Genomic DNA, 19468 nt, shown 5'->3' on the forward strand with positions numbered 1-19468 from the left:
CCCCGACACCCTCGCGGGCAAAACCTTCCAGCATGCCATGACCGGCAAACGCTTCACGCTCGAACGCAAGTTTCCTCTTGTGGAAGGCCTTCGGGAGTTCCCCGTAATGACACTCATTGCCGACATCCCCGCCGCAGGAGGATAGGGATCTACGCAATGGCCCAATCCGACGACACTTTTTATCTTATCGCTAGCCGTTAACGCCATTCCACAGCATTTCGCCGCGCTATTTGGGAGCGTGCGCCTCGACAACCTTCTTGCACTCGGGTGTAAGCTTGTCCAATTGCTTTGACAGGCATTCGATAATCCGTCCGCCTCCGGGCTCGATCCCGGTGCAGTATTTCTGAAAGTCGGCCATACAAGCGGCACGTTCAGCGGCAGTCTGCGCAATGGCCACTGTGGTGGACGAGCCAATTGCAAATAGAAGAATACTTAACGTTATTCGCATGGCAATCTCCTACCAAGGAAGAGCTATCCCTTGCTCTAAGAATAACGTAACATCAAACAAAGATTCGGTAAAACAAGGCCTGTCGGGGGGCGCCATGGCCACAGCAGGATTACCCATACAACAATGTCGAGCACTATTGGTGGACCCGGGTGGAAGTAATCTAGCCGCGGTCGTGCGGATCTTATGCGGTGCGATGCTCGCGGCGGCGCTTGTTGCCTGCAATGCGCAAAATACATACGTTCCTCCGCCACCGCCCAAGGTAGATGTCGCGCTTCCGGTAAAGCAAAATGTAACGCCCTATCTCGAAGCGACCGGCAATACTACAGCTGTCAACGAGACTGCGCTGGTGGCGCGCGTTCAGGGCTTCATCCAGGAAATATCCTACAAGGATGGCGATCCGGTGAAAGCGGGGACCGTGCTCTTTGTCATCGAGCCTGAGCCCTACCAGCTAGCACTCGACCAGGCAAACTCGGCAAAGGCCTCTGCCGATGCAGCACTGAAGCAATCCGAGGCGGAATATGAACGACAGGCCGCGCTCGTTGCCAAGACTTTTGCCACCAAGCAGGATCTGGAAAAGGCCGAGGCCGCGCGTGACGCCAATGTCGCGGTACAGCAACAGGCTGCTGCCAATATCAAGCAGGCGGAACTCAATCTCAGCTATACGCAGGTCAAGGCGCCGTTCGACGGCGTCGTCACCGCCCGGCTTGTCTCGGTCGGCGAGCTCGTTGGTCCCAACAACGCGTCGACGCTTGCAAGCATCGTCCAGTTCAACCCGATCTATGTGGATTTCAATGTCAGCGAAAAGGACGTCCTTCGTATTCGCGCCAGCATGCAAAAGCGTGGAATAACCGCTCAGGATCTGAAGAAGATACCGGCGGAAATTGGCCTGCAAACGGAGACCGGATACCCCCACAAGGGAACGCTCGACTATGCGGCGCCAACGGTCACAGCCGCGACCGGCGCGCTCCCGGTCCGCGCCGTTCTGGCCAATGCCGAGCGGCAATTGCTTCCCGGCTATTTCGTCCGCGTTCGCGTGCCGCTGTTCGAGGAACCGAACGTGTTGCTTGTTCCGGATCGGGCCATCGGCAGCGATCAAAGTGGACGCTATTTGCTTATTGCGGGAAAGGATGATGTGGTCGAACAACGGACCGTGCAGATCGGCCAGCTGGTTGGCGAGTTGCGCGTCATCACGTCTGGGATAAATACGGATGACCGTATCGTCGTTTCTGGCCTCCTTACGGCCGTTCCCGGCCAGAAGATTGAGCCCCAGATGAAGGACGTCAGCGCATCTGCCGCTGACAGCGCGTCGCAATGATCTCGAAATTCTTCATCGAACGGCCGGTTCTGGCCAATGTTATCGCCATTTTGATGGTGGTCATCGGATTTGTATCCTTATACGGACTCCCGGTTGCACAGTACCCGAACGTGGTACCGCCCACAGTCCAGGTCACGACCCGCTATCCTGGTGCAAGTGCACGCACGCTGATCGATACCGTTGCGCTACCCATTGAACAACAGGTCAACGGCGTCGAGGGCATGCTCTACATGCAGTCCTACGCTGCATCCGATGGCAGCTATACGCTCACCGTTACGTTTGCGATCGGCACCGATCTCGACGCCGCGCAAGTGCTGGTGCAGAACCGCGTCTCGGCTGCCCTGGCGTCATTGCCGCAGTCGGTCCAGGTCCAGGGGGTGAACGTCCAGAAGAAGTCGACGTCCATCCTCGAGATCGTAACCCTGACGTCGCCGGACAAGCGCTACGACAGCCTTTACCTGAGCAATTACGCCACGATCCGCCTCAAGGACGAGATCGCCCGCTTGCAAGGCGTGGGCAATGTCAGCGTGTTTGGTGCTGGACAATACTCTATGCGCATTTGGCTGGACGCCGACAAGATGCAGGCCCGCGGCCTCACGGCACAGGATGTCATTGAGGCCCTGCAACAGCAGAGCGAACAGGTAACGGCCGGTCAGGTAGGCATTCCGCCAGCCCCCGATAATCAGTCCTTCCAGTATACGATCAATGTGGAAAGCCGTCTTGACGATCCCGATCAATTCGGCGCTGTGATTGTCAAGACTGGTACCAATGGCGACTTTACCCGCGTGCGCGACATCGGGCGCGTTGAGCTCGGCGCGCAAACCTACGGCCAGTTCTTCAAGCTCGACGGCCAAGAGGCGGCAGGCCTTGCGATTTTCCTGTCACCGGGTGCCAATGCGCTAGACGTAGCGAAGCGCGTGAGCGACCGCATGAAAGCGCTTGCCAGCGAGTTCCCGCAAGGCGTTGCCTATTCGATCCCGTTCGATACGACCACGTTTGTCAGCCAGGCGATCGATGAAGTTTACAAGACGCTGTTCGAGGCGGCGATCCTTGTGCTGATCGTGATCCTCGTCTTCCTGCAAGACTGGCGGGCCATGCTGGTGCCGGCTACAACGGTGCCGGTAACAATCATCGGTGCTTTCGCGGCGATGGCCGCGATGGGATTCTCGGTCAATCTCTCGACGCTGTTCGCGATCGTGCTGGCGATCGGTATCGTCGTGGATGATGCGATCGTCGTGGTCGAGGGCGCCGCACACAATATCGAACACGGAATGTCGGGTCACGACGCGGCGATCAGTGCTATGGACATGCTGTTCGGGCCGATCGTCGGTATCACGCTGGTGCTGATGGCGGTGTTCCTACCGGCCTCGTTTTTGCCAGGCATTACCGGTCAGATATTCTCGCAGTTCGCACTGGTGATCGCGGCGACTGCGCTGATCAGTGCGATCAACGCCGTTACCTTGAAGCCAACACAGTGCGCCATGTGGCTACGGCCAACGGTCCCGCTGGAGAAGCGGAATTTCTTCTATCGCGGCTTCAACGCTGTCTATCAGCGCGTCGAGAATAGCTATGTGCGCCTGATAGGTTCTATGGTTACGCGGAGCGGCATCATGGCTCTGATCGCGCTGGCGATCATCGCCGCCGCCGGTTACGGTTTATCGCGTGCACCAACGAGCTTCTTGCCGGTCGAGGATCAGGGTTACCTTCTCGCAGCGGTGCAATTGCCGGATGGCGCGGCGCTGGGACGTACCGAGAAGGCGTTGGAAGATATCGGAAAGATCGCCAAGGCCACAGCAGGGGTCGACCAGGTTATCACCATCGCAGGCATGTCTGCGCTCGACAACAACTCGACCCTCGCCAATGCCGGCCTCGCCTATATAATGCTCAAGGACTGGAGCAAGCGCGGCAAGGGCGAAGATTTGGCTTCGCTGTACCAGAAACTCAACGCCAGCTTGGCGTCCAGCCAGGAGGCTCGCGTGATCGTGCTGCCGCCGCCGCCGATTCAGGGTATTGGCAATGCCGGTGGCTTTACGATGCAGATCGAAGTTCGCGACGGGAGCTTTGATCTCGCCAAACTTCAGAGCGCCACAAACGCCGTCGTGAAGGCCGCGGAAACTCAGTCAGGGATTCAGCGTGTGAGCGCGCCATTCCGGGCAAACGTGCCGCAGTACAATGTCGAGATCAACCGCGAGAAGGTGCAAACACTCCTGCTGACGACGGATCAGGTCTTCGACACCCTGGCAAGTTATCTTGGTTCAAGCTATGTCGATCAATTCAACAAGTTCGGTCGCGTGTTCCAGATCTACGTCCAGGGCGACGCACAGTTCCGCCTCACACCGGAGAGCATCAATCGCCTTACCGTGCGTAACAAGAACGGCGACATGATCCCGCTCGGGACCGTCCTCACCATAACGCCAAGCGTCGGGCCGTCGCTCATCAGCCTCTATAATCTCTATCCCTCTTCGTCGATCGTTGGCGTACCGGCGACCAATTTCTCCTCGGGCGAGGCAATGGGCTTGATGGAGCAAATTGCTGCCAAGACCTTGCCGCCAGGCTTCAGCTTCGATTGGACGGCGCTGTCATTCCAGGAAAAAATTGTCGGCAACCAGATGTACCTGGTGTTCGCGCTTGCACTGCTACTGGTCTATCTCGTTCTTGCTGGACAATATGAAAGCTGGATTGCGCCCGTGTCGGTACTGCTGGCCGCGCCGATGTCGTTGGTCGGTCCGGTATCGATCCTCCTCGGCTTGCATGTACCGATCAACCTCTATGTGCAGATTGGATTGATCCTGCTCATTGCACTCTCTGCAAAAAACGCCATTCTGATTGTCGAAATGGCGCGCGAACTGAGGGCATCAGGAGCGTCGATCGTCGAGGCAGCCACTGGTGCAGCGCGGTCAAGGTTCCGGCCAATTCTGATGACGTCCTTCGCATTTATCCTCGGCGTGGCGCCGCTTGTCGTTGCCTCCGGCGCGGGCGCGAGTGCCCGCAAGTCAATCGGCATCACAGTCTTCAGCGGAATGATCGCCTCGACCTGCCTTGCTGTGCTTTTCGTGCCGTCATTCTTCGTTGTCATGCAGCGCTTCGAAGAGTGGCGCGCTGCTCGCAAACATCCGGCGAAGGCGAAAATCTCGGATGCGTAGGAAGAGCAGTGGAGCTTCAGCGAGGCACGGGCAATTGAATAAACGGACAGACTCCGATCTCAGGGTCATTGTCATCGGAGGCTCATCCAATGTCGGGAAAACCACGGTGGCGCAGACGCTGGCGGACAAGCTCGGCTGGCGCTGTGTTTCAACCGACAGCCTTGCAAAGCACCCCGGCAGGCCATGGCCGCGGACACGTGCGAACGTCCCCGGTCATGTCGCCGAGCACTATCTGAATTTGAAAGTCAATGAATTGCTGGAATCCGTTATCTCGCATCACCGCAAGATGTCCCCACTTGTCGCAGAACTCATCCGAACAACTGTGAAGGATGCCGGCTTGGGCAAACTGGTGCTCGAAGGATCGGCACTTTGGCCTTTTATCACGAGCGGGCACCACCTGACGGAAGTGGGAGCTGTCTGGCTGACTGCCAGTCCCGATACGTTGCGTTCGCGGATTTACGAAGGAAGCGGCTTCTTGAATGCCAATGAAAAAAGTCAGGGAATGATCTCGAGATTTCTAGAACGCACGCTGCTGTTTGATCAAAAGACTACGCAACTGATCCGAGAACACGGTTGCAGGGTTCTGAATGTCGATGAATACGGCAGCACCGATGACCTGATCGCAGTGATACTCAATGGCTTCAAGCCGAGAGCGCGTTAGGATTGGCGATTATGCTAACGGGCGGTAGTCCAGGCTGCGGCCGCATCCGCAACTGTGCTTGCAGCTTGCGGAATAAACCGCCCCATGCTTACGAACCCATGGATCTGATCGTTCAGATGTCGATGCGTAACCACAACGCCCTCGGCTTGCAGGCGTTTGGCATAGTCCACGCCCTCGTCGCAGAGCGGGTCATAGGTCGCCGTCACAATGTAGGCGGGAGCTAGGCCCGCTAGACGGGGTGCACGCAGCGGTGAAACGCGCCAGTCATCAATGTCGGACGCATCGCGAACATAATGTTCGCGGTACCAGCGCATCGTCGATGCCGTCAGTCCATAACCATCCCCCATTGTCTGGTAGGAGCGATGCGTCTGAGCGGCATCGGTATTGGGATAAAACAGGATTTGGAAACGCACGGGAGCAACATCACCATTGCGTGCCATGAGCGCAATGACTGCCGCAATATTACCACCCGCACTATCGCCCGCGATGGCGATGCGTGTGGGATCAACGCCCAGCGTTCCAGCCTGCTCAGAAACGAACCGCATTGCCGCAACGGCATCATCGATCGCTGCCGGAAACTTGTGTTCGGGGGCAAGCCTGTATCCGACTGAAACCACGATAGCATCAGCCGCATTGGCCAGTCCGCGGCAAATGACATCGTGAGAATCGAGATCGCCGACAACCCAGCCACCACCATGAAAATAGACAAGCGCGGACAAAGGTCTGCCGATTGCAGCGCTCTTTCCGCGGTATAATCTCAGGGGAATCGGCCCGTGAGGGCCCGGTGCTACCAGATCATAAAAAATGCTCACCTCCGGTGCTTCCGGTTGCCACAACGGATTACCCGCGTTGAAGGCCGTGCGTGCCTCCGCTGGTGTCAGCGTCTCGAACGGCGCCCCTCCCATCGCTTTTTGCATGTCAAGAACGCGGCGGGCGGCAGGATTTAGTGCCATGGAATATCTCTTTCTTCTTGGCTGAGTTACCTAAGCCGCGAGGGCCGCCGCTTCGGTCTCGGAAAGCGCAGCCGGTTGTGCCCCGCCCTCAGGGATGTCGATCGCCTTGCCGGTGGTTCCCGCCGCAAGAATTGCTTCCATTATCTCCAGCACGTGCAGGGCCAAATCGCCGGACGAGCGCGGTTTACCGCCGGTGGCAACGGCATTGGCGAGATCTGCGACACCGATCATACGGTAATTTGCGCGGTCGGGCGCGTTGAATGGCCAGTTGATCTGGCCGTGGAGGCTTTCGGCAGTCGAGATTTCCTCCCAATTCGCGCCCTTATCGCTCAGTGCCAGCGTGCCGCCGAACGTGTCAGGATCAGGCAGACGTAATGACCCCTCAGTGCCGTGCAGTTCGATGGGATGATTGGAGTGTTTGAATACATCCCAACTCATGCCGATACTGATGACCGCACCATTAACGAATTCGACCAAGGCTTGAATTGTCGTCGGGGTGCCAACCTTGAAACTGGTACCTTTGAACGGCCCATCGGCCGTGATCAGTCGCTCGTCTGAGCCTATGCTCGAAATCGCCACGACACGTTTTGCCGGGCCAATCAGATTAACGAGCATAGTGATGTAGTAGGGGCCCATATCGAGGACAGGACCACCTCCCGGCTGATAATAGAATTGCGGGTTCGGATGCCAATGCTCCATACCGCGGCCCATCATGAAGGCGGTGCCTGTAACGGGGCGGCCTATCCTGCCTTCATCGACAAGCCGTCGCGCCAGGCGACCGGCCGCGCCCAGAAACGTATCTGGTGCGGAGCCTATCGACAATTTGCGGCTTCGGGCTTCGGCCACGAGCTTGCGCCCTCCGGCAGCGGTGACCGCCAGGGGCTTTTCCGTGAAGACATGCTTTCCGGCCGAGAGCGCCGACATGGAAATATCGAAATGGGCCGTCGGAATGGTCAGGTTCAAGACCAAATCGATATCATCAGCCTTCAGTAGATCATCCACCGTCTGGGCCCGAATGTCATATTCCCGGGCTCGAAGCTCGGCCATCTCGCTTGAAAGGTCTGCGCAAGCGACAAGCGCGATGCCGCGAAAGAGCGCAGCATTGCGCAGATAAGTCATGGAGATATTGCCGCATCCGATGACACCGATGCGAAGATTGTTCCGAGAAGTGGTCATTTCAGGCTGTTTCCTCAATCTGGCCCAGTTGGATTATGCGCTTTTTTGCATTCTTGCGCCAAGCTGCGTCTTCACTCAAGCCCAAAGTGCGACTTTATGCAATTTTATGCGGCAATATGCTTGACTAATGCGCATATTGCCGCATACTCGCGTTCGGTGACATTTCACCTTACTCTGGGAGGAGAGGACCATGTCTGACAAGAAATCCGATACGATTCTGAATGATTTGCCGAAAGCTACATCGTCCATTTTGAATATTGAGACCGGCCGCCGCCAGTTTCTGCTTGGTGCGGGTGCATCTGCCGGCGCGTTGGCTTTCGGGCTTCCCCGGCCCGCTCGTGCACAAAGCCGCACGGAAATCACATTCGCCAGTGCAAAGTTCTTCGGCAAGGAAACCATTTCCGATGTCGTGAATGCCTATAATGAATCGCAGAGCAAGGTGCATGTCACCTACGTCGAACTGCCGCCGCCGAGCGCCTCCACCGAGGTGCACCAAGCGCTGGTGCAGCAACTTGCCCGCCGCACCGGTACGCCCGATGTCTTTACACAGGATGTGGTCTGGATTGCCGAATTTGCCGGTGCCGGCTGGGCGCTACCGCTCGACCAGTACTTTAACGCCGACACGCAGAAGCAATATTTCCCCGGAACGATTGCTGCCTGCACGTTTGGCGGCAAGCTGACTGCCTTGCCCTGGTTCGTTGATTCCGGCATGCTTTTCTACAGGAAGGACCTGCTCGAGGGCGCTGGTGCGAAAGTTCCTGAGACCTGGGATGAGCTCGCAACGGCAGCTGCCGAGATTCAAAAGTCCGGCAAAGCCAAGTTCGGTTATCTTTGGCAAGGCAAGCAGGCCGAAGTTCTCGTCTGCGATGCCGTCGAGGTGATCTCCTCTAATGGTGGCTCAATTCTCTCGCCAGATGGCAAAACCGGCGTCCTGAACGATGCAAAGTCCGTCGAGGCGGTTCAATTCCTCTACGACACGATCAACAAGACCAAAATCAGCCCGGCGGATGTTCTCAGCTGGGACGAGGAGCCTTCTCGTCGCCCATTCACGGCCGGCCAGGCGGCATTTCTGCGTAACTGGTCCTATGTCTATGGTATTGCGCAGGACAAGAAGGAATCCCAGGTCGTCGACAAGGTTGGCGTTGCCCCCCTGCCACACTTCGCGGGCGGCAAAAGCTCGGCGTGCCTCGGCGGTTATCAGTATGGTGTCAACGCAGCAACCAAGAATCCCGAAGCCGCTATCGACTTCCTCACCTGGATGTCTTCCGCTGAAACGCAGCTTCGTTACGCCCTTCAGCTTGGCATCGCCCCGACCCGGCCAGACGTTTACGAAGATGCGAAACTTGGCGCCGAGCAGCCCTTCATGAAACAGCTGAAGAGCGTCTTCACCGGGGCGACCCCGAGGCCGGTCACGCCAACTTATGCGCAGGTGACACTTGCCATCCAGTCGGGCGTATCGCGTGCGCTTGTCACCGGCAAGGTCAAGGAAGAACTCGACGCGGCCAATGACCGTATCACCAAGATCGTAGGATGAGCACGCACAGCATATCTCCCACGGCCGGCCCTTTCACCGGGGCCGGCCTGTGGCCTGCATCATGGACACCGATCCTGCTTCTGGTGCCGGTTTTCGTGTCCCTGGCAACAGTATCGGTTTATCCGATCATCAATGGTTTCTGGCTTTCGTTCACCAATACATCCCTGGCTCTGCAGCAAGCCGATTTCGTCGGCTTCGAAAATTATGTTTCGATGTGGGGCGATCCGTTGTTCTGGAACGCCTGGTACCACACGGTCTATTTCACGCTCGTTTCCACATTGCTGGAGACGATCCTCGGTCTTGGCATGGCGTTATTGTTGTATGAACCCTTCACAGGGCGTTCGATCGTTCGCGCGGCCATGCTCGTTCCCTGGGCGATGCCGACAGTGGTCACGTCTAAGATGTTCGGCTGGCTCTTTGATGGTCAGCACGGCCTCGTCAATTATTTGTTCCGCTCCGTCGGGCTGATCAGCGAGAACGTCAACTGGTATGGCTCGGTCGACAACGCACTTGGCACGATCATCATCGCCGACGTGTGGAAAACCGCGCCCTTCATGGCCCTCCTTATTCTGGCTGGTCTGCAGACCGTTCCGAAATCATTGATCGAAGCGGCGCATATGGACGGCACCAATGCCTGGCAGACTTTCTGGCATGTCCGTCTGCCGCTTCTGCTGCCCACCATGCTCATCGCAGGTTTGTTCCGAGCGCTCGACGCCTTTCGTGTCTTCGATCTGGTCTATGTGCTGACTGGCGGCGGTCCTGCGGATTCCACCGAGGTGCTGTCCACCCTCAGTTACAAGACGATGTTTTCGACACTGCAATTCGGCTACGGCTCGGCGCTTTCAACCGCGATGTTCATCACCGAAGCGCTTCTCGCCCTTGGCTTTGGCTTCTTTATCGTACGCCAGATGCGGAGGCAGGGATGATGAGCCGCGAAACCTTGCGTGCGCTGTTTGTCTATGCCGGAGCGATCCTGATCGTCATCTGGTCGGGAGGGCCATTCGTCTGGCAGTGTCTGACGTCATTGCAACAGGACGCCGCGCTGACGGCAGAGACGCCGTCTTTCTGGCCCTCGCCGCTGACTTTCGAGCACTACTACAACGTGTTTTTCGTCAAGCAGTTTCAGTACTATATCCTGAACTCGATCATCGTGGCCGGGCTGACCACGCTGCTTTGCCTTCTGGTCGGCGCGCTTGCGGCTTTCTCCCTTTCACGGCTTGAGGTGAGAAACCGCTTCGGCATTCTCGGACTTATCCTCTCCGTCTCGATGTTTCCGCAAATCGCCATCGTTGGTCCCCTGTACCTGATCGCGTCCAATCTTGGCCTCCTCGATACCTACCTCGGACTGGTGATCACCTATCTGGCGCTTGGCTTGCCGCTGGTGACCTGGGTGCTGTTTGGCTATTTCGAAACCTTGCCGCGCGAGATCGATGAAGCGGCGCGCATGGACGGCGTCGGACCGATCGGGCTTCTGGTCCGCATTATCCTGCCGATGTCCCTGCCGAGCATGGTGACCACCGGGTTGCTTGCCTTCATTGCCGCCTGGAACGAGTTCATGTTTGCGCTCGCATTTACCTCGACGATTGACCATCAGACGATCCCGGTCGGCATCGCGAATTTCACCAATCTCTACTACCAGCCGTGGGGCGATATTTCCGCGGCATCCGTCGTTGTCACAGTGCCCTTGGTCGCGCTGGTTCTGATCTTCCAGCGCCACATTATCGAAGGGCTCACGCAAGGAGCAGTCAAGGAATGAATGCCGTTTCGTCAATCCAGAACAAGTCATTGAAGGTCGGCTGTCAGACCTTCACCTGGGAAATGCTGGGGAACAGATGGAGTGGCGGTCCTGATGATCTTCTTGATGCCATCGCGGGTGCGGGCTACGCAGGCATCGAGATTACCGACACGATGATCGGCGACTATTTCGGCAGGCCGGCCGCTTTTGCAAGTGCGCTCAAATCGCATGGCTTGACCCTGGTTGCCTATGCATGCGGCAGCGACAGCGGCTTTACCGAGCCGTCTGCGCTCGCCGGCGATCTGGCTTCCGTCGACAGGGCGCTGGAATTTGTTGCAGAGTTCCCTGCAGCGCTGCTCTCCTATGGCAGCGCGACGATCATGAGCCCAGGCCCACTCGACGACAAATTCAAGGTTGCGGCCGACTTCTACAATGGTGCTGGCGAGCGCGGAAAACGTGCCGGCGTTCGGGTGGCACTGCATCCAAGTTCACATCACAACACGCTGCTTGGAACGCGCGCCGACTATGATCGTATCATGGCTTTAACCGATCCTGCTTTGATCGGTTGGGTCCCCGATACAGGCCACATCCTGCGTGGCAGGATGGATATTCTCGATACGATCCGCACCTATCTCGGCCGCGTCCGCTACCTCCACCTGAAAGACGTCGACGCCAATGGCGATTGGGCAATGCTCGGAGAAGGTGTTTGTGACACTCCGGCTGTTGTCAATGTCATCGCCAGCGCCCCTAACTTCAACGGCTGGCTGGTGCTCGAAGAAGAATCCGACACGGCCGCGGCCGATCCGGCAGCAGGCGTTCGCCGCAACCGCGAAACCATGCGTAGCCTGGTCGCCTGACAGCAGAGGTTTTAAAATGTTGACAAAGCAAGAGCACCGGCTGCGGATTGGCGTCCTCGGCGCCGGACCCATAGCCCAGTTCGCTCATCTGGAATCCTGTGTGAAGGCACGCAATGCCGATCTCTATGCAATCTGCGATGCGGCACCCGATCTTTTGGCGCGCATGGGCGCGACCTATGAGCCTGAACGAACCTTCGACGACTATGACGCAATGCTTGCCGATCCCGATCTGGAAGCGGTAATCGTTGCCACCTCGGATCCCTTCCATGTACCCATGTCGATCAGGGCATTGGAGGCAGGCAAGCACGTGCTTTGCGAAAAGCCACTCGGCGTCAGCGTCGAGGAGGTGGAGGAACTGCGTGACGTGGTCAAACGCACCGGGCGGATTCTGCAGGTCGGGCATATGAAACGTTTCGATCCGGGGCTCGAGGCCGCGCACGATTTCATAAAGAGCGAAATGGGCCAGCTTCTCGCCCTTAAGGCCTGGTACTGTGACAGCACCCACCGCTATACTATGACGGATGCCGTGCAACCGCTCCCCGTCACCAGCAAGCGGCAGCGCAAGCCAAATGGCAATCCAAAGGCGGACCTCAGGCGCTACTACATGCTTGCCCATGGCAGCCATCTCGTCGATACGGCACGTTTCCTCTGCGGGGAAATCGTCGAGGTGCGCGCTCGATTGCTCGAACGTTTCGGGGCCTATTGCTGGTTCGTGGAAACCGGATTTGCCAATGGCACGCTTGGTCATCTCGACCTGACGGTGGCGGTGCGCATGGATTGGCACGAAGGCTTTCAGCTCTATGGTGAAAATGGCAGCGTCGTGGCCAAGACCTACAACCCTTGGTACTACAAATCCAGCGATGTCGAGATCTTTTCGGAAAAGCAGGCGACCTATCGCCGGCCACTCGGCGCGGATGGGCATTTCTTCCGGCGCCAGGTCGAGGGCTTTGCCGAAGCTGTCTTGACCGGCAAGCCAATGCGCGGCGCCGATATTGAAGATGGCCTTGCCTCCGTACGCGCTATGGCGGCAATCGCCGAATCCGCCCGGACAGGCGAGGCCATCAACGTCCGTGACATGACGGGAGCTGTGTGATGCAAGTCGGCATTTTTGCCAAGACCTTCCCCGGCACGGAGCCTCTGCCTGTCTTGAAGGCAGTCCGCGCTGCGGGTTACGACTGTGCACAGTTCAATATGGCCTGTTGCGGTTTGCCAGCAATGCCCGATGCGATCGGCAGCGAAACAATCGCGGCAATCGACGCGGCGGTATCGACGGCCGGTGTCCAGCTCGTGGCACTCTCCGGAACCTACAATATGATTCATCCGGACAAAGCTGTGCGGAGTGCGGGACTGCGCCGCCTGCAAGTGCTGCTCGAAGCTGCACGCGCGCTCCAAATCCCGCTGGTGACACTTTGCACCGGCACACGCGATGCCGAAGACCAATGGCGGCACCATCCCGACAATGCAAAGGCCGATGCCTGGTCTGACCTGATCCGCGAGATGGAACGCGCCGTCGGTATGGCCGAGTTGCTGGGTGTGGATCTCGGCATAGAACCGGAACAGGCAAATGTCGTTACGTCGGCAAAGGATGCGAAGACACTGATCGATGCGATTGGCTCAAAGCGCATCCGCATTGTTCTCGATCCTGCCAATCTGTTCGAGGTCGCTAATCGCCCGCAGGCTCAGCGAATGGTCGCCGAGGCGATCGATCTTCTTGGTCCATCCATCGCCATGGCGCATGCCAAGGACCGCTATCCGGATGGCAATTTTGCAACCGCCGGTACCGGCGTGGTCGACTTCGCCGATTTCGTCGCGCGCCTCAATGCCGTGCGCTTCGAAGGTGCAATGGTAACGCATGGTCTATCAGCAGATGAGGCTCCGGACGTTGCGGCCTACCTGCACGGGCTGACCGGCAAATGAGCACGACGACCTTCACACGCGACGGCGTTAAGCTCAGCCTCTTCGACAGTGGCAGCGGGTTTCCGGTGGTCTTTCAGCATGGGCTTGGCGGCGACGGCGGGCAGGTCGCCGAAAATTTTCCTGATCGTCCCGCCTACCGCCGTCTCACGCTCGAATGCCGGGCTCAAGGTGCATCGGAGCCCGGAATTGCGCGGCCATTTTCCATTGCCATGTTCGCTTCGGATGTCCTCGCAGCCTGTGACGCTCGCGGCATTCAGCGCTTCGTAGCGGGTGGCATTTCAATGGGTGCCGCAATTGCGCTGCACCTTGCGGTCCACCATGCTGATCGGGTTACGGCGTTGGTGTTGGCACGGCCCGCATGGCTCTTCGATACCGCGCCGATCAATATGCGCTCATACGCCGAAGTTGCGGCCATGCTGAGAACCGCGTCGCCGAATATGGCACGGGAACATTTTTCACAATCTGCGAGCGCGCGCGACCTCGCGCGTACTGCGCCTGATAATCTGGCATCTTTGCTGAAATTCTTTGATCGTCCCGACCCCGCTACAACCTCGGATCTCCTTGGCGCCATTGCCAATGATGGTCCGGGCGTGACGCGCCTCCAAGCTGCCTCGATCCGCGTGCCAACATTGGTTATCGGTCATGAGATCGACTATGTTCACCCGGTCGCCTACGCCCGGGAACTGGCATCCATCATACCGGGTGCGAAGTTGATCGAAATAGCACCGAAGGCCACGCAGAAGCCCCTGCATGTCGAGCAGTTTCGCCACGGGCTCGACACTTTCCTGCAACATATTCTTGTATCCGAGGAGCATTCTTCATGACCGCGAAACCCGCCCCTGTACGCGACTGGCTGAAGGCCTTGCCGCGCGACCGCCTGCTTGGCGAATTCTCGCTGTGGTCGGCCGATCTCGCCAATCTGGAACGGGATATTGCGCGCACGGAAGCCTATGTTGACCTCTATCATATCGACGTGGCCGACGGGCGCTTTGCGCCTTCATTCCTGTTCTTTGCCGATCAGGTGGCACGTATCCGCACCTTGACTGCGAAGCCATTGCACCTGCATCTCATGGTTGAAGGTGACATCGTGCTTGATCAGATCCGCCAGTTCGCCCAAGCGGGTGCTGACCTCATCACTGTTCACGCCGAAAATGGGGCAGTCGTCGGCGAGTCATTGGCACTGATCAGGCAGCTTGGCGTCGAGGCCGGTGTTGTCCTGCGATTGGAAACGCCAGTCGAAGCACTCAAGCCGTGGCTCAACCACGTCGCCTTCGTCACCCTGCTCGGCACCGCGATCGGCGTGAAAGGACAGGGCCTGTCCGATGACGCTTGTCCGCGCCTGCTGGCAGTCCGCAAATTGTTGCAGCAGGCCGGGCGTGAAGACGTTCGCCTTGCAGCCGATGGCGGTATTCGCGAGACGACGGTGCCGCGGCTGCGCGCTGCTGGCGCACAAACGGTCGTGCTCGGCTCACTGGCGTTTGGCGATCCGGATCTGAAGGCTCGCACGGGCTGGCTGCACGGTCTGCCGGTTGCAGAGGCAGTCCAGTAATGCAATGCGCGCTCGCCATTGACCTCGGCGGAACGGAGCTGCGAGCAGCTGTCGTCAACAGGAACGGCCAACTAATTGCCTGCGCAGCGGAGCCCACCGATGCCAGAAGCGGTCCGGATGCAGTCGTTGCACAAATCCTCTCACTGGTTCACCAGGTACGTGATGAGGCAGGTCCCTGCTCGCTTCTGGGCTTGGGGATCGGTTCCGCCGGGCCGCTCGATCCGTTGACGGGCACCGTCATTGCGCCGCCCACATTGCACGGCTGGCATGACGTTCCGCTCGCATCCGTTCTCCGCCAAAAACTGGCAATGCCGGTACTTCTCGAGAATGACGCCAATGCGGCGGCTCTCGGCGAATGGCGGTTCGGCGCCGGGCGTGGCACGCAATCGATGGCCTTTATCACCGTCTCGACCGGCATCGGCGGCGGTATCATTGCAGATGGCAAGTTACTGCATGGCCGCCGTGGTCTCGCCGCTGAAATCGGCCACATGACGATCGCCTCGGACAGTCGCGAAGCCTGTGCCTGCGGCGCGCGCGGTTGCTGGGAAGCGATGGCTTCGGGCACTGCGCTGTCTCGCGATGCGACACGTCTGGCCGCGTCGGGCGAAGCCCGGTTTCTCAAGGAACTGGCAGGTTCGGGCCCCGTCACGGGCCATCATGTCGCTGAGGCGGCGCGTCAAGGCGACAAGGCTGCACTATCGCTCCTTGCCAATGAAGCGCGCTGGCTCGGGATCGGCCTCGTCAATCTTCTGCATCTCTATTCGCCGGAACGGCTTATCATCGGCGGTGGTGTCGGCAGTCTGCTTGAGCTGATGCGTGCCGATATTGAACGCGTCATCGAGGAACGCGCCATGTCGGCTTACCGGGGTGTGCCGGTCATTGCCGCCGAACTCGGACGCAATGCCGGTCTTATCGGTGCAGCAAGCATGATCTTCAACGGGCAGCACAAGCCCGAACTTGAAACAATGCATTAGGAGGAAACCATGGCAACGCTGACACTCAACGGCATCAGGAAGACCTATGGCACGGTCCAGGTGATCAAGGGCGTTGACCTCGAGGTTGCAGATCGTGAGTTCGTTGTCTTCGTTGGCCCGTCCGGCTGCGGCAAGTCGACATTGTTGCGCATGATAGCAGGGCTTGAGAAGATCTCGGGCGGTGAACTCCTGATTGATGGCATCCGGGCCAACGAAGTGGGTCCCGCCGATCGGGGTCTGGCGATGGTTTTCCAGTCCTACGCACTCTATCCGCATATGACGATTGCCGAGAACATGGGTTTCGCCCTGAAAATTGGCGGTACGTCCAAAGCAGAACGCGAGGCAAAGGTGAAGGCAGCGGCAGAGGTGCTGCAACTGGGGCCGCTACTGCAGCGGCATCCAAAGGAGCTTTCAGGGGGTCAGCGGCAGCGCGTTGCCATCGGCCGGGCAATTGTGCGCAACCCCAAGGTGTTTCTGTTCGACGAGCCACTATCGAACCTCGACGCGGCTCTGCGTGTCCAGATGCGCATCGAACTGATGCGTTTGCACAAGAGTCTCAATGCCACGATGATTTATGTCACGCATGATCAGGTGGAAGCCATGACAATGGCCGACAAGATCGTCGTTCTCAATGCCGGCGAAATCGAACAGGTGGGATCACCGCTCGATCTCTACCATCATCCAAGAAACCTCTTTGTGGCAGGGTTCATCGGCTCACCAAAGATGAACTTCCTGAAAGCGGTGGTAAGTCATTTTGACCCAAAGGGCGTTACAGTGACTTTGCCGAATCGAGCCCCACTCACCGTCCCGGTTGAACCACGCGGAGTAACCACCGGCGCGGAAGTTACCGTTGGCATCAGACCGGAACATATGCGACTTGATTCCAAAGGCGACCTTCAGGGGCAGACATTGATTGCCGAGCGGCTGGGCGGACTTACCGTGCTGCATGTCGATGTTGGGGGTACCGTAATCCTCGTCCAGACGGAGGGCGACAATCCAACCCAGCCTGGCGAACTGGTTCGCCTCTCTTTTGACCCCGATTCAGTCCACGTCTTCGATGCGCGCGGAGCGGCGCTGCCACATCTCGTCAGGCATCCGCTGCTTGCCGAAAAATTGAAAGTGTCGTGAGGGCCTTGTTCGGCTAAAAGGCAAACGCCAATCGGCCGCTGGTCAACCTTCGCAAATCAATGTCTGGACCCCTGCCTGATCGAGTGCCTCGGCAATCTCCTCCGGCGGTCTTGCATCGGTGACGACGTACTGGATGCGATCCAACGGAGCAATATTGGCAAATGCCGTGACATTGAACTTGCTGCTGTCCACGAGGACGATCGTCCGTTTCGCGACATCGATCATACCCGCAGTCGCAGTGGCTTCCTCGAGCCGTCCCATGGAGATGCCGGATGGCGAGATGCCGGTCACCCCGATAACCGCAGAGTCTGCGCTGATACCTGATACTGAAGGGAAGCCGATCGTGCCTATCGTGACCTGCGACACCGACCAATACGTGCCTCCGATAATGTGAATCGAGCTGACCGACGGTTCTGGTGTGATCGGCGGCAGACGCAGGTTGTTCGTTACAACAGTCAGATTGCGCCGCTCCGTCAGTGCGGCGGCAAAATAGCAGGCGGTCGAACCGCCATTGATAATAAGCGTCTCGCTGTCGCGCACCAGATTTGCCGCCGCCTGTCCGATCCGGCGTTTCGCATCGACATGTTCATCCATGCGCAGGCCGAATGTTGTATCCACGCGGACAAGCTTGGCATTGTGAATGGCGCCGCCATGGGTGCGGACCAGAAGCCCACGCTGCTCGAGTAGATCCAGATCACGGCGTATCGTGTCACGCGATACATCGAACAGTGCTACAAGCTCGGCAACCGTGACTTGCCCGTGCTTCTGAAGGAGCTCGATCAAACGGTTCTGACGCATGGCAGGCAATGCGTTGCCATTCGTCTCGGAAACGCTTTGGGAAGGGCTGCGGGAATCATTATAAGCCATAAGAATAGTTTACAGCTTTGACACGATAACGCCACCCGCCGGCTCTTCAGTTCGTGGGCGAAACGAAAGGCTCAGCAATCATTCCGGCGAAGCCAGTTGCGGAAGGCGGTCAGTCCTTCATCCATGTTGTTGCGACCAAAGCCGATGCGGAAACGGTCCTTCGGCACTGGCCCAAGGTCGGAATGATAGACGCTGGAAGGGAGCAGCAAAACGCCCGCCTCTTCGACGAGCCGTGCAGTAAATGCTTCAACGCCGTCTCGACCCTTGTACTGGATAAAGGCAACACAGCCGCCATCAGGTTCGCACCATTCGAAGAGCGCGGGAAATTCGGCAAAAAACGTATCAAGCTTGGAGATGTTGTTGCGCACAAGGTCTCGGTTGCGCTCAAGAATCCGTCCTCGTGCTTTGAGAGCAATTTCCGCAAGGACTTCCGAAGGGCCGGAATTGCAGATCGACAGGAAGTGTTTGTAGTGCTCGCAGGCCAAGAGGAACGCGGGATCCTTCGCGGCGAGCCAGCCGATGCGCAGTCCCGGAAGTCCATATGCCTTTGACATCACGTTCAATGAAACACCCCGTTCATAGGCGTCAACCGCTTGGGGCAAACGCTGTGACTCACTGCGCTCGATAAGGCGATATACCTCGTCGCTGAACAGCCAGATGCCATTCATCCGGCAAAGATCGACAAGCGCCCTGAATATTTCTTGCGAGGGGATCGCACCGGTCGGATTGTTGGGAAAGTTGATCGAGATCAATCTGGTGTTGGGGCGGATCGCCGCTTTTACCTTGTCGATGTCAAGGCTCCAATTGTGATCTTCGTCGAGAGCGACACCCGTAACCGAGCAGATACTGAGCGGCACTGTCTCAGCTGCTTGATAGTTCGGTGTGAGGACGATGCAATGATCCTGTGGCTGGAGCAGCACCTTCATCGCCACATAAATCGCCTCCTCGGCACCTGCAAAACACAAAATATCCCTGGCACGGACCGTGTCATAGGTTGTGGCGATCGTTTCGCGAAGCGAGGGGGAACCGAAGGTTTCGGTATAGCCAAGATGCAAGGTGTTGAAGCGCTCACGATCGGCGGGCGAGGCATACCCGAGGAGTTCGTTGAGGGGTATGCTCTGCGCGTCCGACGCTGTCATATGATGTTTGGCTGCAAACTCCCAGCGCGACAAATAAACTTCAAGCGCAAAATCGCGCGGCATGGCAGGCAT

General features: G+C 58.1%; 18 protein-coding genes. 13 read left to right on the forward strand and 5 right to left on the reverse strand.

Annotation, left to right across the window (positions count from 1 at the left end; translation table 11 throughout):
• Positions 1-226: 226 nt before the first annotated feature.
• The gene (locus AAAC48_RS00730) at positions 227-448 is read right to left on the reverse strand and encodes a cysteine rich repeat-containing protein (protein ID WP_340652332.1); all 222 of its coding nucleotides are present in this window, start codon (positions 446-448) and stop codon (positions 227-229) included.
• 193 nt (positions 449-641) lie between these two features.
• Here AAAC48_RS00730 and AAAC48_RS00735 point away from each other — a divergent pair, with 193 nt between their 5' ends.
• From AAAC48_RS00735 to AAAC48_RS00745, 3 genes are read left to right on the forward strand one after another with little or no spacing between them, the layout of a single operon-like run.
• Positions 642-1763: an efflux RND transporter periplasmic adaptor subunit gene (locus AAAC48_RS00735; protein WP_340652333.1), complete on the forward strand. Its 1122-nt coding sequence runs from the start codon at positions 642-644 to the stop codon at positions 1761-1763.
• Positions 1760-4906, forward strand: coding sequence for an efflux RND transporter permease subunit (locus AAAC48_RS00740; RefSeq protein WP_340652334.1), 3147 nt, complete (start codon positions 1760-1762; stop codon positions 4904-4906). The genes AAAC48_RS00735 and AAAC48_RS00740 overlap by 4 nt, the downstream gene beginning before the upstream one ends.
• Before the next feature lie 34 nt (positions 4907-4940).
• On the forward strand, positions 4941-5567 hold the full coding sequence (locus tag AAAC48_RS00745) for a hypothetical protein (protein WP_340652335.1): 627 nt from the start codon (positions 4941-4943) through the stop codon (positions 5565-5567).
• A gap of 14 nt (positions 5568-5581) precedes the next feature.
• Here the strand turns inward: AAAC48_RS00745 and AAAC48_RS00750 are convergent, their stop codons facing one another.
• Both AAAC48_RS00750 and AAAC48_RS00755 read right to left on the reverse strand, forming a co-directional pair.
• A complete protein-coding gene (locus tag AAAC48_RS00750; protein WP_340652336.1) occupies positions 5582-6520 on the reverse strand; it encodes an alpha/beta hydrolase in 939 nt (312 codons plus the stop codon).
• A gap of 30 nt (positions 6521-6550) precedes the next feature.
• Entirely contained in the window at positions 6551-7696 is a 1146-nt protein-coding gene (locus AAAC48_RS00755; protein ID WP_340652337.1) for a Gfo/Idh/MocA family oxidoreductase, read from the reverse strand.
• Positions 7697-7886: 190 nt separating this feature from the next.
• On the opposite strand from AAAC48_RS00755, the gene AAAC48_RS00760 reads away from it, so the two are divergent.
• The 10 genes from AAAC48_RS00760 to ugpC are packed head-to-tail and all read left to right on the forward strand — an operon-like array spanning position 7887 to position 17390.
• The gene (locus tag AAAC48_RS00760) at positions 7887-9230 is read left to right on the forward strand and encodes an ABC transporter substrate-binding protein (RefSeq protein WP_340652338.1); all 1344 of its coding nucleotides are present in this window, start codon (positions 7887-7889) and stop codon (positions 9228-9230) included.
• Entirely contained in the window at positions 9227-10156 is a 930-nt protein-coding gene (locus AAAC48_RS00765; RefSeq protein ID WP_340652339.1) for a sugar ABC transporter permease, read from the forward strand. The genes AAAC48_RS00760 and AAAC48_RS00765 overlap by 4 nt, the downstream gene beginning before the upstream one ends.
• Positions 10153-10986 carry a carbohydrate ABC transporter permease gene (locus AAAC48_RS00770; RefSeq protein ID WP_340652340.1) on the forward strand — a complete coding sequence of 278 codons (834 nt, stop codon included), beginning with the start codon at positions 10153-10155 and terminating at the stop codon, positions 10984-10986. The genes AAAC48_RS00765 and AAAC48_RS00770 overlap by 4 nt, the downstream gene beginning before the upstream one ends.
• Positions 10983-11822, forward strand: coding sequence for a sugar phosphate isomerase/epimerase (locus AAAC48_RS00775; RefSeq protein ID WP_340652341.1), 840 nt, complete (start codon positions 10983-10985; stop codon positions 11820-11822). Before AAAC48_RS00770 ends, AAAC48_RS00775 begins: the two co-directional genes overlap by 4 nt.
• Before the next feature lie 16 nt (positions 11823-11838).
• Positions 11839-12915 (forward strand): Gfo/Idh/MocA family oxidoreductase, encoded by a 1077-nt coding sequence (locus AAAC48_RS00780; protein ID WP_340652342.1) that lies wholly within the window; start codon positions 11839-11841, stop codon positions 12913-12915.
• On the forward strand, positions 12915-13739 hold the full coding sequence (locus tag AAAC48_RS00785) for a sugar phosphate isomerase/epimerase (protein ID WP_340652343.1): 825 nt from the start codon (positions 12915-12917) through the stop codon (positions 13737-13739). The genes AAAC48_RS00780 and AAAC48_RS00785 overlap by 1 nt, the downstream gene beginning before the upstream one ends.
• Positions 13736-14563, forward strand: coding sequence for an alpha/beta fold hydrolase (locus AAAC48_RS00790; protein WP_340652344.1), 828 nt, complete (start codon positions 13736-13738; stop codon positions 14561-14563). Before AAAC48_RS00785 ends, AAAC48_RS00790 begins: the two co-directional genes overlap by 4 nt.
• Positions 14560-15288, forward strand: a complete 729-nt coding sequence (locus AAAC48_RS00795; RefSeq protein WP_340652345.1) for a ribulose-phosphate 3-epimerase — start codon at positions 14560-14562, stop codon at positions 15286-15288. Before AAAC48_RS00790 ends, AAAC48_RS00795 begins: the two co-directional genes overlap by 4 nt.
• On the forward strand, positions 15288-16262 hold the full coding sequence (locus tag AAAC48_RS00800; protein ID WP_340652346.1) for an ROK family protein: 975 nt from the start codon (positions 15288-15290) through the stop codon (positions 16260-16262). Before AAAC48_RS00795 ends, AAAC48_RS00800 begins: the two co-directional genes overlap by 1 nt.
• Before the next feature lie 9 nt (positions 16263-16271).
• Positions 16272-17390, forward strand: a complete 1119-nt coding sequence (gene ugpC, locus AAAC48_RS00805; protein WP_340652347.1) for a sn-glycerol-3-phosphate ABC transporter ATP-binding protein UgpC — start codon at positions 16272-16274, stop codon at positions 17388-17390.
• Positions 17391-17432: 42 nt separating this feature from the next.
• Here ugpC and AAAC48_RS00810 read toward each other — a convergent pair whose 3' ends face one another.
• Both AAAC48_RS00810 and AAAC48_RS00815 read right to left on the reverse strand, forming a co-directional pair.
• Complete coding sequence (locus AAAC48_RS00810) at positions 17433-18188, reverse strand: DeoR/GlpR family DNA-binding transcription regulator (RefSeq protein WP_340652348.1); 756 nt, start codon at positions 18186-18188, stop codon at positions 17433-17435.
• 140 nt (positions 18189-18328) lie between these two features.
• Positions 18329-19468: an aminotransferase class I/II-fold pyridoxal phosphate-dependent enzyme gene (locus AAAC48_RS00815; RefSeq protein ID WP_340652349.1), complete on the reverse strand. Its 1140-nt coding sequence runs from the start codon at positions 19466-19468 to the stop codon at positions 18329-18331.

Source organism: Phyllobacterium sp., from assembly GCF_037994405.1.
Lineage (GTDB): Bacteria > Pseudomonadota > Alphaproteobacteria > Rhizobiales > Rhizobiaceae > Phyllobacterium.

Excerpts from the sequence above, each read along its gene's own strand:
- AAAC48_RS00735 (WP_340652333.1), top strand. The coding sequence starts at position 642 with ATGCTCGCGGCGGCGCTTGTTGCCTGCAATGCGCAAAATACATACGTT.
- AAAC48_RS00730 (WP_340652332.1), bottom strand. The coding sequence starts at position 448 with ATGCGAATAACGTTAAGTATTCTTCTATTTGCAATTGGCTCGTCCACC.
- AAAC48_RS00780 (WP_340652342.1), top strand. The coding sequence starts at position 11,839 with ATGTTGACAAAGCAAGAGCACCGGCTGCGGATTGGCGTCCTCGGCGCC.
- AAAC48_RS00795 (WP_340652345.1), top strand. The coding sequence starts at position 14,560 with ATGACCGCGAAACCCGCCCCTGTACGCGACTGGCTGAAGGCCTTGCCG.
- AAAC48_RS00765 (WP_340652339.1), top strand. The coding sequence starts at position 9,227 with ATGAGCACGCACAGCATATCTCCCACGGCCGGCCCTTTCACCGGGGCC.
- AAAC48_RS00740 (WP_340652334.1), top strand. The coding sequence starts at position 1,760 with ATGATCTCGAAATTCTTCATCGAACGGCCGGTTCTGGCCAATGTTATC.
- AAAC48_RS00800 (WP_340652346.1), top strand. The coding sequence starts at position 15,288 with ATGCAATGCGCGCTCGCCATTGACCTCGGCGGAACGGAGCTGCGAGCA.
- AAAC48_RS00785 (WP_340652343.1), top strand. The coding sequence starts at position 12,915 with ATGCAAGTCGGCATTTTTGCCAAGACCTTCCCCGGCACGGAGCCTCTG.
- AAAC48_RS00750 (WP_340652336.1), bottom strand. The coding sequence starts at position 6,520 with ATGGCACTAAATCCTGCCGCCCGCCGCGTTCTTGACATGCAAAAAGCG.
- AAAC48_RS00815 (WP_340652349.1), bottom strand. The coding sequence starts at position 19,468 with ATGCCTGCCATGCCGCGCGATTTTGCGCTTGAAGTTTATTTGTCGCGC.
- ugpC (WP_340652347.1), top strand. The coding sequence starts at position 16,272 with ATGGCAACGCTGACACTCAACGGCATCAGGAAGACCTATGGCACGGTC.
- AAAC48_RS00755 (WP_340652337.1), bottom strand. The coding sequence starts at position 7,696 with ATGACCACTTCTCGGAACAATCTTCGCATCGGTGTCATCGGATGCGGC.
- AAAC48_RS00810 (WP_340652348.1), bottom strand. The coding sequence starts at position 18,188 with ATGCGTCAGAACCGTTTGATCGAGCTCCTTCAGAAGCACGGGCAAGTC.
- AAAC48_RS00775 (WP_340652341.1), top strand. The coding sequence starts at position 10,983 with ATGAATGCCGTTTCGTCAATCCAGAACAAGTCATTGAAGGTCGGCTGT.
- AAAC48_RS00760 (WP_340652338.1), top strand. The coding sequence starts at position 7,887 with ATGTCTGACAAGAAATCCGATACGATTCTGAATGATTTGCCGAAAGCT.
- AAAC48_RS00770 (WP_340652340.1), top strand. The coding sequence starts at position 10,153 with ATGATGAGCCGCGAAACCTTGCGTGCGCTGTTTGTCTATGCCGGAGCG.
- AAAC48_RS00790 (WP_340652344.1), top strand. The coding sequence starts at position 13,736 with ATGAGCACGACGACCTTCACACGCGACGGCGTTAAGCTCAGCCTCTTC.